Origin of the sequence: Thermoflexus sp. (assembly GCF_042408815.1) — a bacterium.
Lineage (GTDB): Bacteria > Chloroflexota > Anaerolineae > Thermoflexales > Thermoflexaceae > Thermoflexus.
In genome coordinates, this window is sequence record NZ_JBHOQR010000004.1 from 1 (window position 1) to 11,615 (window position 11,615).

At 64.6% G+C, this 11,615-nt stretch carries 7 protein-coding genes, 1 tRNA gene and 1 pseudogene; 8 read left to right on the plus strand and 1 reads right to left on the minus strand.

Translation table 11 applies throughout. From position 1 onward, the window contains the following. The first annotated feature begins 255 nt into the window (after nucleotides 1–255). The 3 genes from ACFMO3_RS02855 (at nucleotide 256) to ACFMO3_RS02865 (ending at nucleotide 3,114) form a co-directional block, all read left to right on the plus strand. Nucleotides 256–333 (plus strand) — tRNA-Arg (locus tag ACFMO3_RS02855). Between the two features lie 76 nt (nucleotides 334–409). After that, nucleotides 410–2,563, plus strand: a complete 2,154-nt coding sequence (gene argS / locus ACFMO3_RS02860; protein WP_376788929.1) for an arginine--tRNA ligase — start codon at nucleotides 410–412, stop codon at nucleotides 2,561–2,563. A gap of 323 nt (nucleotides 2,564–2,886) precedes the next feature. Further along, nucleotides 2,887–3,114 (plus strand): hypothetical protein, encoded by a 228-nt coding sequence (locus tag ACFMO3_RS02865; RefSeq protein WP_376788930.1) that lies wholly within the window; start codon nucleotides 2,887–2,889, stop codon nucleotides 3,112–3,114. A gap of 155 nt (nucleotides 3,115–3,269) precedes the next feature. On the opposite strand, the gene rpsT is transcribed toward ACFMO3_RS02865, so the two are convergent. After that, nucleotides 3,270–3,554, minus strand: coding sequence for a 30S ribosomal protein S20 (rpsT, locus tag ACFMO3_RS02870; RefSeq protein ID WP_376788931.1), 285 nt, complete (start codon nucleotides 3,552–3,554; stop codon nucleotides 3,270–3,272). A 256-nt stretch (nucleotides 3,555–3,810) separates the two neighbouring features. Between rpsT and ACFMO3_RS02875 the strand changes: the two genes are divergently transcribed. From ACFMO3_RS02875 to ACFMO3_RS02895, 5 genes and pseudogenes are all read left to right on the plus strand, one after another. After that, entirely contained in the window at nucleotides 3,811–5,394 is a 1,584-nt protein-coding gene (locus tag ACFMO3_RS02875) for an ATP-binding protein (protein ID WP_376788932.1), read from the plus strand. 229 nt (nucleotides 5,395–5,623) lie between these two features. Continuing rightward, nucleotides 5,624–9,541 (plus strand): DNA polymerase III subunit alpha, encoded by a 3,918-nt coding sequence (locus ACFMO3_RS02880; protein ID WP_376788933.1) that lies wholly within the window; start codon nucleotides 5,624–5,626, stop codon nucleotides 9,539–9,541. A 236-nt stretch (nucleotides 9,542–9,777) separates the two neighbouring features. Continuing rightward, entirely contained in the window at nucleotides 9,778–10,365 is a 588-nt protein-coding gene (locus ACFMO3_RS02885; RefSeq protein ID WP_376788934.1) for a glycerol-3-phosphate acyltransferase, read from the plus strand. Nucleotides 10,366–10,394: 29 nt separating this feature from the next. Next, a pseudogene (locus tag ACFMO3_RS02890) lies at nucleotides 10,395–10,646 on the plus strand (Sir2 family NAD-dependent protein deacetylase); the annotation flags it as partial. Between the two features lie 717 nt (nucleotides 10,647–11,363). Further along, nucleotides 11,364–11,615: hypothetical protein (locus tag ACFMO3_RS02895; protein WP_376788935.1), on the plus strand; the 252-nt coding region annotated here is incomplete at its 3' end.

Here is an 11,615-nt window from a genome sequence, read left to right on the forward strand (position 1 = left end):
GGAGTTCATCAAGAGGGGACGGCCGGCGACGGATCCGGCCAACACCACGGGGGTGGATATGCCGCCGAAGGGAGGCAACCCGGCTCTGACCGATCAGGATCTGGCCGACATCATCGCCTTCATCCGCACCTTCAATCCGCATCAGCCATAGCGCCGGGCTCGGTGAGAGGGGGGCCGGATCCATCGGGCCATGGAAAAGTTCTGGCCATCCGCTTGTCATAGCCACGGGATTCTGCTAAAATGTAAATGATCTGCGCGCCCGTAGCTCAGCCTGGATAGAGCGTTGCCCTGCGGAGGCAAAGGTCGCAGGTTCAAATCCTGCCGGGCGCGCCACAGAATCTCGCAGAGGCCGCCGAGGGGCGGCCTCTGCTGGTTTTATTCCCCCAAACTCCGCTCACAGGAATCCACGATGATTCTGTCGGCCTATCGAGAGTGGGCTTCGGAACAGATCCGACAGGCGCTGCAGGCCCTGGGCCTTCCCCAACCCCCAGCCCTGGAGTGGCGGGATCTCCCCTTCGCCTATACCTGGGGGATCGCCACCCCGTTGGCGATGCAACTGGCCGCCCAGGAGAAAAAGACCCGTCCCAACCTGGACATCCCGACCCGGGCCCAGGAGATCGCTCAGCGCCTCGCGGAGCACCTGGCCCGGGTCCTGGAGGGGGATCCCCGGTTTCAGCGGGTGGAGGCGGTGCGAGGTTACTTGAACTTCTACTTTAATCCTTCTCAGGTCGCCCGGTTTGTCATCGAGACCGTCCTACGGGAGGGACCTGCATATGGCCGGGGCGCCCCCAAAGGCGAACGGGTGATGGTGGAATTCTCCCAGCCCAACACCCACAAAGCCTTCCACATCGGCCACCTTCGCAACGCGGTCCTGGGGGATGCCCTCTCTCGCATTCTGGATTTTGCGGGCTTCGAGGTGATCCGGGCCACTTACCCTGGGGATATCGGTGCCCATGTGATCAAGTGCTTATGGGGATATCTCCGATTTCATTGGGGAGAAGAACCCACGGAGCGGCGGGGCGCCTGGCTAGGTCAGATCTACGCCGAGGCCGAGGCCCGCCTGGAGGAGGCCGATGCCTACCGCCGGGAGGTGGTTCGGTTTTTGCTGGGTGCCTTCCGAGAAGAGGGAATCACCCCGTGGGTGCGGGAGTTCCTCCTGAGCCGCCTCTCGGAAGCCCTGACGGCCCACGCCGCTTCCGGGCCGGTGGGCCAGAAAGACGCCGCCGCCCTCATTCGAGCGATGGCGATCGGGGAGCTGCCAGACCTCGACGCCATCATGGATAAAGACTGGTTGTGGTCCCTCTGGGAGGCGATGGGCCAGTGGCTGGACGAGCTGGCGGAGAAAGCCCGAGGCCGGCGGGGGAAAGGGGGAGAGGCGGATCGCCAGGCGGTGACCGCCCTGCAGGCCCGTTATCGGGCGATCGGCCATCGCCCGGAGGAATGGAACTACGAGAAGGAAATCCGGGCGCTCTTCGCCCGCTGGGAGGCGCGGGATCCAGAGCTGCTGGAGCTATGGCGACGAACCCGCGAGTGGAGCCTGGAGGAGTTCCGCCGAATCTATGAGGAGCTGGACATCACCTTCGACGTCTGGTTCTTCGAAAGCGAAGTGGAAGAAGAGGGCAAGCGTATCGTCGAAGAGCTGATCGCGAAGGGCATCGCTACAGACCTACGCCCCCACGGCCCGGTGGTGGTGGAGATCGACCGCCTCCTGGGACAGGAAGGAAAGGAGGAATACCGAACCCTGGCGATCCTGCGCAGCGATGGGACCACCCTGTATTCCACCAAGGATTTGGCTCTGGCCAAGCGGAAATTCGAACAATATCGGATCGATCGCTCGATCTACGTCGTCGATGTTCGCCAGTCGCTTTATTTCAAACAGATCTTCAAAATCCTGGAGCTTTGGGGTTTCCCCCAGGCCAGCAAATGCTACCACCTGGCTTATGAGATGGTCACCCTGCCCGGCGGGAAGATGTCCTCGCGGGCGGGGACGATCGTGCTTTACGAGGACTTCGCGGCGGAGGCCCGGGAGCGGGCACGCCGCATCGTGGAGGAAAAGAACCCCGAGCTCCCGCCGGAGCAGAAGGCGCGCATCGCAGAGGCGGTGGCGAAAGGCGTGATGAAATACAGCATGTTGAGCGTGGACAACAACAAAGTGATCGTCTTCGATTGGGATGCCGCGCTGAACCTGGAGGGACAGACCGGCCCATATCTGCAGTATGCCCATGCGCGGGCCTGCCGCATCCTGGAGAAGGCGGAGACGCCGGTTCGGCTGGAGGGCGATCGCCTCTTCGAAGCCCTGCAGCCCCAGGAAGTCGCGTTGATCGAAGCGATCGCCGCTTTCCCGGATCTGGTGCAGGCGGCCGCGGAGCGTTACAAGCCACTCCTGATCGCGAACTATGTGTTCGATCTGGCGAAAGCATTCAATGAGTTCTATCGGGATTGTCCGGTCCTGTCAGCACCTTCCCCAATCCGCGAGGGCCGGCTGGCCCTGGTCGCCGCGGCTCGTCAGACGATGGCCAACGCCCTGAATCTCCTGGGCATCCCGGCTCCCGAGGTCCTCTGACCAGAAGCCAGGGCCAATCCTCCGGCCCCAGGAAAATACCCCTGGGGAGCTGGGCAGGATGCGGAAGGGGTTCCACCTCGCTTTCAAGGCGCCATGGAGAAACCCAACATCCCTTCAGCGCCCTGTCCTACGAACGCTTCCTCATATTGCGTTAAAATACTTTGTGGCTGGAACTCCGAACCGGAAGCGCTGGGAGCGAGGGAAGCTGACTCCTTTTCCCTCCCGCTTTGCGCGGTTCGGCGGCGCAGAGGGGGAAGGAGATCCGCTCAGACCGGGGGCCCATCCCCCCACCCCTCGATGAAGGGCGCCTCGGGAGGTGGGCAATGGCAGGGACGGCGTTCAGCGAGGCGGAACGCAAGATCCTGACCTACCTGCGGGATCATCGGGGATACCACAGCCCTTACACCATCGCTCGTGACCTGGCCATGAACCCCCGGGATGTGATCCGGATCCTGGAAGACCTCTCCAAACGCGGTCTCGTGCGCCAGAGCCTGGCGAACCCGGTTTACGGGATCACGGATCAGGGACGGGCCGCCCTTGGGGAGGGCTGACGGAACGCCTCCCGGACGGCCCGATGGGGCTCATGCCGCACCAGCAGGATAGGGGGGAAGACCGCTTCCGCCTATCCTGTAGACAAGAGGATCCATTTCCCCGCGGAGGGCGGGCGATCGCAGGCGACTCGCACCCTCCACGAAAGCTCCCCCCCTCAGGCCGCTGCCTGAATCGAACCGAAGGTTCGGTGGAATTGCTGCATCAGACGGGATTTGAGGCGAGCGGCCGTGTTCTGGTGGATCACCCCCTTGCGAGCCGCGCGGTCCAGCTCCCGGTAAGCCTCCCGGATCGCCTTTTGCGCCGCCTCCAGATCGGCCCGGGCAATGGCCTGGCGGGCGTATTTCACAAAGGTGCGCACTCGGGTTCGGATGGCACGGTTGCGCTGGCGCCTTCGCTCGGCTTTGCGCAGCTCCTTCCAAGCGGATCGCGTGTTCGGCAAGGATGCGCCTCCCACCAAAGGGATGAACACCGGCGCTTTATTCTACTGGGATCCTAACCATGCGTCAACAGCTCCTCAACATTTTCAATGGGAAGAAAGCCGAGGCAGGCATAGCCTGCCTATCCCTATCGGAGACCCGGGATTTCCACATATAATCGAGGAGGCGAGAGGGGGTCCAAAGATCCAGCTCCTTGGACAACCGTCCGGACAGGCCTCCCAGGCGAGACGGAAGGGGCAAGGGAAGGGAGTGCGAAGAATGCTGACAGATTTCCGGGTTCGACAGCGGGATTATCTCCTCGAAATCACACGGGCCATCACCGCGCAGCTGGATCTCGACACCGTGCTGCGGCTGGTGGTCGAGGCCGCAGCGGAGATGCTGGCCGGACAGGTGGCGTTCATCGCCCTTCGAGAAGAGGAGGCCTTCACCATCCGCGCCGTGTATGGCCTGCCCGACACCCAATGGAGGGAGCTGGATGCCATGCTGGCAAAGCTCCCTGCCCACCCGGAGGCCTGGGGGCGGGCGGAAGTGGAGCGGGTGCTCACCCAGATCGCCCGCTGGCTTCGGGTGGAAGCCCAGCAAGCGGTCGCTCTCCCGCTCATGGTGGGCGAAGACCTCCTAGGCCTGCTGGTGGTTTTCCGCACCTTCGGGACCGCTTTCACCTACGATGATCGACTGATCCTACGCGCCTTTGCAGATCAGGCGGCCATCGCGGTTCATAACGCCAAGCTCTATCAGCAGCTGGCGACGGAGAAACGACGGCTGGAGGCGATCATCGAAGCCACCGCCGATGGTGTGATCATCCTCGACCCAGCCCACCGTATCCAGGTCTTCAACCGGGCGATGGCCCGACTGAGCGGGTGGTCTCCTTTCGAGGCCATCGGGCGACCCCACGATGAGGTGGTGATCCTCAATCCCCGGCGCTCCGGCATGACGCTGGCGGAGGCAGAGGCCGGCGGGTGGCCTCTGGCGACCGATCGGCCGATCTATGTGGAGGGCGATCTGGTCCGCCGCGACGGTGGACGGGTGGCTGTGGGGATCACCTACTCCCCTCTGCTGGATCGCACCGGACGTCTGGTGAACATCATCGGAGTGGTCCGGGATATGACCCGCATCCGGGAGGCGGAGGAATTGAAATCCACGTTCATCTCCATCATTTCCCATGAGCTCAAGACACCCGTCTCGATCATCAAGGGCTATGCCGGAACCTTGCGGCGCGAGGACACCACATGGGATGCGTCCATGGTGCGGCAGATCGCCGCCATTATCGAAGAGGAAGCAGACCGGCTGACCCAGCTGATCGACAACCTACTGGATGCCTCCCGCCTCCAGGCCGGAGCGCTGGAGCTCCAGTTCGTCGAAGTGGCCCTGGATGAGCTGGCGGAGCAGGTGGCCGATCGTTTCCGCCCCCAGACCGATCGCCATTTCATCGTGGTGGATTTCCCGCCGAACTTCCCGCTGGTTTATGGCGACCCGCGCCGGCTGGAGCAGGTGCTGGCGAACCTGGTGAGCAACGCCATTAAATATTCCCCCCAGGGCGGAACCATTCGGATCTCCGGGCGCGTGACGCCCCGAGAGGTCATCGTCACCGTCACCGATGAAGGGATCGGGATCCCCCCGGAGGAGCAGGAGCGGATCTTCGAGCGGTTCTACCGGGCCAGCGCGGCGCGGGCACGCCAAACCCCTGGGACTGGCCTGGGGCTCTATCTGGCCCGGGCGATTGTCGAGGCCCACGGGGGACGGATCTGGGTGGAAAGCGAGCCGGGGCGCGGCTCCTCCTTCAGCTTCTCGATCCCGCGCCCGCGGCAGCCTTCCGGAAGGGCATCGGAATCGCACGTCTGAAGAGCGGCCCTTCTCAGGCGAGAAAAAGGGAGGGAGCCGCTCCCCTCCCAACGGGAGCCGAAGTGTAGGGGCCGGAACCGAATCCCCATCGGCGCCCCGGGGACACCCCGTAAAAGTTAAAGCGAACTCCCAGGGCTCCCTTCCCTGGGGGAACCGTGGTATAAGGGAACTGTAAACCGACGCGTCCTCTTTCCAGGCTCACCCTATTCGGATCAGCGCGGAAGGCCTCATGTCGTTCGTCCACCTCCACGTCCACAGCGAGTATTCGTTGCTCGATGGCCTGAGCCGACTTGACGACCTGATCCGCCGGGCGGTCGCAATGGGGATGCCCGCGATCGCCCTGACCGATCATGGCGTTCTCTATGGGGCAGTGGCTTTCTATCAAAAAGCCCAGGAGGCTGGGATCCGCCCGATCCTGGGGATGGAGGCCTATCTGGCCCGCCGCACGATCCAGGATCGGGAGCCGGATGATCGGAGCCTTCATCACCTGACCCTCCTGGCCATGGATGAAACCGGGTGGCGTCATCTCATCCGGCTGGCCACGATCGCCCAGCTGGAGGGCTTCTACTACAAACCGCGCATCGACAAGGCGCTGCTGGAACGCTATGCAGAAGGTCTTATCGTCCTCTCCGGATGCCCCTCTGCTGAGATCCCCCGCCTGCTGGCCCAGGGGCGGATGGATGAGGCCGAGGCGGTCGCTGCCTGGTTTGCGGAGCGCTTCCCCGGACGCTTCTTCCTGGAACTGCAATCCCACCCCGGAGTTCCAGAGCTGGATGACATCAATCGGGGGCTGGTCACGCTCTCCCGCCGGCTGAACCTCCCCCTGGTGGCTACCAACGATGTCCACTATGTCCGCCCGGAAGACGCCGGGCTTCAGGATGTCCTGCTCTGCATCCAGACCGGGAAGCGCCTGAAGGAGCCCGGCCGGATGAGGATGAGCGATACCACGTATTATCTCCGCTCCCCGGAGGAGATGCGGGAGCTCTTCGCGGAGGTCCCGGAGGCTCTGACCAACACGCTCCGGGTGGCGGAGATGTGTTCCCTCACTCTGGAGCTGGGCCGGCATCGCCTGCCCCGGTTCGACCCCCCACCCGGGTTCCCCGATCCCGCCGCCTATCTTCGCCATCTGGCGGAGGAAGGCTTCCGGACCCGATTCCCCGAACCCAAGCCGGGCTATCGGGAGCGACTGGATTATGAGCTGGAGATCATCCATCGGATGGGATTCGACGCTTATTTCCTGATCGTATGGGACCTCATCCGCTACGCCCGGGAGCGAGGGATCTGGTGGAACGTGCGGGGCTCCGGCGCCGGAAGCCTGGTCGCTTACTGCCTGGGGATCACCCGGGTGGATCCCATCGAGCTGGATCTGATCTTCGAGCGCTTCCTGAATCCAGCCCGCGTGTCGATGCCGGATATCGATATCGATTTCCCGGACGACCGGCGGGATGAGATGATCCGCTACGCGGTGAGCCGCTATGGGGCCGATCGGGTGGCCCAGATCATCACCTTCGGAACGATGAAGGCCCGGGCAGCTGTTCGGGATGTGGGGCGGGCGCTGGATCTCCCCCTGCCCGAGGTCGACCGTGTGGCCCGGCTGATCCCGGCCATCCCAGGCAAGGAGGTCTCGATCCGCGATCTCCTCGATCCTTCTAACGAGGAAGGACGAGAGCTGCGCCGCCTGTATCAGGAGAAAGAGTATATCCGGGAGCTGCTGGACCTGGCGATGCAGCTGGAGGGAACGGTGCGCCACGCCGGAACCCACGCCGCCGGCGTGGTGATCGCCGATCGCCCGTTGGTGGATTATGTTCCGCTGCACCGACCTACCGGGGGGAAGGGCAGCGCCCGGGAGGAAAACGGCGAGGGGAACGAGGAGGGAGAGGCCCTCCTACCGCTCACCCAGTTCGACATGGAAGCGCTGGAGGCCCTGGGTCTGCTGAAAATCGATTTCCTCGGCCTTTCCACCCTCACGGTGATGCGGGAGACCTGCGATCTGGTCGCCCGCCGGCACGGGGTCCGGTTGGATCTGGAGACCATCCCCACGGACGCCCCGGAGGCCTACGCCCTGCTGGGCCGGGGCGAGACGGTCGGCGTGTTCCAGGTGGAAGGGCGGGGGTTCAGCCGAATGATGCGGGATCTCAAACCCCGCGCTTTTTCCCACGTGATGGACGCCCTGGCCCTCTACCGCCCGGGCCCCCTGGAGTATATCCCCAATTACATCCGCCGCATGCGGGGCCAGGAGCCCATCGAATACCGGCATCCCCGTCTGGAGCCCATCCTCCAGCGCACCATGGGCATCCTGGTCTATCAGGAGCAGATCATGCGGGTGGCCATCGACCTGGCAGGCTATACGCCCTCCGAGGCGGACGAGCTGCGCAAGGTCGTGGCCAAGAAGAAGGGCGAGGCCTTCCCGAAGCAGCGGGCGAAATTCCTGGAGGGCTGCGTCCGCAACGGCATCCCGCCGGAGACCGCCGAGGCGATCTGGGGCGACATCGAATTCTTCGCCCGTTATGGCTTCAACGCCGCCCACGCAGCCTCCTACGCCGTGATCACCGTCCAGACCGCTTACCTGAAGGCGAAATACCCGGTGGAGTATCTGTGCGCCCTGATGACCGTGGACCGGGACAAAACCGAGAAGATCGGCCTTTATGTAGCAGAATGCCGCCGACTGGGGATCCCGGTCCTGCCCCCCGACATCAATCAGAGCGAGGCGACGTTCACCATCGAACGGACGCCCGAGGGGAAGGAGGCCATCCGGTTCGGGCTGACGGCGGTGAAGAACGTCGGGGAAGGGGCGGTGGCCCGCATCCTGGCTGCGCGTCAGGAGGGGGGCCCGTTCCGGGATCTCGATGATCTGGCCCGGCGGGTGGATCTGAAGGAGGTGGGGCGGCGGGCGATGGAGTCACTGATCAAGGCAGGGGCCCTGGCAGCTTTCGGGAACCGGGCGCAGCTCCTGGAGATCCTGGATCACCTGATGGAGGCCAGCGCCCGCTATCATCGCGAGCGCCAGCAGGGGATGCTGAGCCTCTTCGCGCTGAGCGGGGTATCCATCGAAGCAGCCTCCCTCGTCGGGTCGCTCCCACCGCTCCCAGAGGTGGAGGAGCACCAGATCCTGGAATGGGAGAAGGATCTCGTCGGAACCTACCTCTCGGAAACACCTCTTACCCGGCAGTGGCCCACGCTGCAACAGCTCGTCTCCCACACCACTGCGGACCTGAGCGAAGAGCTCCACGGCCAGACCGTAAAGCTCGCCGGGATCGTCCGGGCGGTGCGGACGACCACGACCCGGACCGGGGAGACGATGGCCTATGTGTCCATGGAGGACATCCACGGAACAGTGGAGGTGGTGATCTTCCCCCGGCTCTGGAAGCAGAAGGGGCACCTCGCGCGCCCGGAGGCGATCCTGATCGTAGTGGGCAAGGCAGAGGCGAGTGGACGGGAGCCACGGGTCGTGGCGGAGGACCTGCGGGATCAGGATACGATCGTGCAACCGGTGGAGGAGCCCTGGGAGGAAGAGGGAACGGAGGCGCAGCGACGCTACGCCTTCCCAGGGCCCGATACCGGGATGGATTTCGATGCCCGATCATCCGATGGGAACGCCGGATCGCGCCCGGCCGGGGGAGAACCATCTTCCCCATCGAAGGCTCCGCAGGAGATCCAGCCGATGATGGAGCCTGCGGATACGCATTCCACCACCGGGCTGATCATGGCCTCTTCCCCCTCCGCCATGACCGGAGGCGCCGCTGACCGTGAAGAGGCCTCTTCGGCGCCGTCCGGGGCAGCAAGGCCCACCTCTCCTGCTTCCGCACCCCGTCAGGAGGATACGCCTGGCGCTGTTCCGAGCGAAGGATCCCGGCAAGAGCCGCCCGGGCCCGTCCCCGAGCCGAGAGTTACCCCCTCTCGGCATCTCCTGATTTATTTCCATCGAACCGAACAGCTGGAAGAGGACCTTCGGCGTCTCCGCGAACTCCATCGGGTGTTGACGGAGCAGCCCGGGCCGGATCCCTTCAGCGTGGTGGTGGTGTATCCAGATCGTCGGCAGGTGCGCCTGCGCTTCCCCCAGCACGGCACCACGTATTCCCCCGAGCTGCTGGCCCGCCTGGAGAGCCTTCTGGGTCCGGATTCCGTGCGCGTCCTGCCGCTGAGGTGAAAGGCGCCCCGCCGTGCGCCCCGGAGGCCGGACGGATCGCCTCAGACGGCCAGGTTCCCCAGACTGTTCCTCTCCCCGATCCACACCCCACTGTGCCAGCCGGAGCCGAACCAGCGCTCCATCGCCGGACTCTTCCAGGGCGCTTTAGGGCCCCCTTCCTTCCCCGATTCGAGCCCGATGGCCCAGATCCTATCCCTCACTAAAATAGAGAGAGAGGCATACGTTGAGGAGGGGCGATGGGGCTATGGCTGGCGCTGGCGGCTTACCTGGTGGGCTCGATTCTTCCGGCGGAGATCTTTGTGCGCTGGCGGACGGGTCGAAGCCCTCATGACGTTGAAGACAACCCCGGAGGCGGCGGGGCATGGCGGCTGGCCGGGCCGCTGGCCGGGGTGATCACGATCCTGTTCGATATGGGGAAAGGAGCGATCCCCACCGCCATCGCCCTACAGGCAGGGTTCCGCCCGCCGGAGCTGATCGCCGTGGCGGCCGCGCCGGTGATCGGCCACTGCTGGCCGTTTTACAAGATCATCCGCCTGGATCGGGGCGGGCGAGGGTTAGGGCCGGCGACCGGCGCGTTGTTCGCCATGGCCTTCCGCGAGGTGGTGCCCGCTTACATCCTGGGGGCGCTCGTCGCCTATCGTCTCCGCTGGCTCCCCAGCGTGGGCATTGTGGCCTTTCCCCTCGGGCTGATCCTGATGCTCCTCTGGCGCGTTCCCCCGGAGCGCCTCACGGCGGCCCTCGCGGTCATGCTGGTCGTACTGGTCCGGAATGTGGGGCTTTTGTGGACCGTGCTTCGCACCCGCGGGGCGCGGTTGCCGCATTAACCGAAGTCCAGAGCGGCCAGGAAGGGAGAATGGTGAGGAAGGCCATGAGCCCTGGCCCCCGTGTGGCAGTCCGGACAGGAGCCGGGATCTCCGCGGAGAGCGAGGTCCCCCCATTTCGAGGTCCAGGCGGCCTCTGGGAGCGAGATCGCCCTGAGGAGCTGGCGACACCGGAGGCCTTCTCCCGCGACCCGAAACGGGTCTGGGAGTGGTAGGCATGGCGTCGGGAGCGAATCGCCCGGGCGGAGCCGAATCCCGCCCCTCAGACGCTGGCCGAGATGGAAGTGGCCCTGCCAGGCTTTCTCCTCGCCTTGCTGGGGGCACGCTTTCCGAGATGGCTCCCTGTAGCGGGCTTCCCCATGCTTTCCCGGCTCTCTTCTGTAACCTCCTGATCACCAGATCCCAACTTCAGGCCCATACATTACAGGAGAATGCGGGTATCTTTGTAAAGACCATGGCTGGCGCCTTTTTCCCTTTTGGGGATGAGCGCGCCTTCAACCCACCCATTCCCCCTCAACGATGGATCTCCGGGTTATCCCTGGGGATCGCCGGGGGGCTTGCGATGCGGCGCATGCTCGGCCGTCGACATCGCGGATAGGGGCCTGCGATTCTCGGGAGCTCCCATCTTCGATCCGATGGGACGCATCGGAGCATGGACCGTGGATAGCGAGGCTGGAGAGAGCCGCGGTCTTTCCGGAGGATCCCATCTATCGCGCTGGATGCCCCGATCGTTCCCGCGGCATCGCGGTTCGTTTCCATTGTGCCTTTGACAAGTCGGGTTTTGTTCCTCAATACTAAATAATGGGATTTCCCTCGCGGCGGCGAATCCTTTCCCCAAGGGAGCGGATGGTGGAGAGCTTTTCCCGGAGTGGGCGCCAGCGCCATCGAGACAGGCCAGCTGGACGCAAAGGCTTGTTCATGCGCGGGCAACCCTCGGATGGGAATCCGCCTCAGGCCGTTCCCAGCACGCTCAACCGGATGGGTTGGCAACGGCAGGGGCCATGGAGGAGATCCTTCAGCCTGGCGCGATGGTCGAAGGGGAGCTGTTCCCGGAGCCGATCCGGGTGCTTTTGGTGCAGCCCTTCGGCGCGAACCTCCGGGTGGGCGGGCAAGGGCTTCGCACCCGGCAATACCACGAGCGCCTGCTGACCCCAGAGCAGGTCGGCCGCTTGCGGATCCTCCCGGCGGAAGCGCCTTTCGATGGCGACGCCCTCCGTTTCCGCCTGGGGATCGAAGCGGCCCGCCTGGGGCTG

Coding starts and splice junctions, on each gene's coding strand:
- argS (WP_376788929.1), top strand. CDS start 410: ATGATTCTGTCGGCCTATCGAGAGTGGGCTTCGGAACAGATCCGACAG.
- ACFMO3_RS02865 (WP_376788930.1), top strand. CDS start 2,887: ATGGCAGGGACGGCGTTCAGCGAGGCGGAACGCAAGATCCTGACCTAC.
- ACFMO3_RS02875 (WP_376788932.1), top strand. CDS start 3,811: ATGCTGACAGATTTCCGGGTTCGACAGCGGGATTATCTCCTCGAAATC.
- ACFMO3_RS02880 (WP_376788933.1), top strand. CDS start 5,624: ATGTCGTTCGTCCACCTCCACGTCCACAGCGAGTATTCGTTGCTCGAT.
- ACFMO3_RS02885 (WP_376788934.1), top strand. CDS start 9,778: ATGGGGCTATGGCTGGCGCTGGCGGCTTACCTGGTGGGCTCGATTCTT.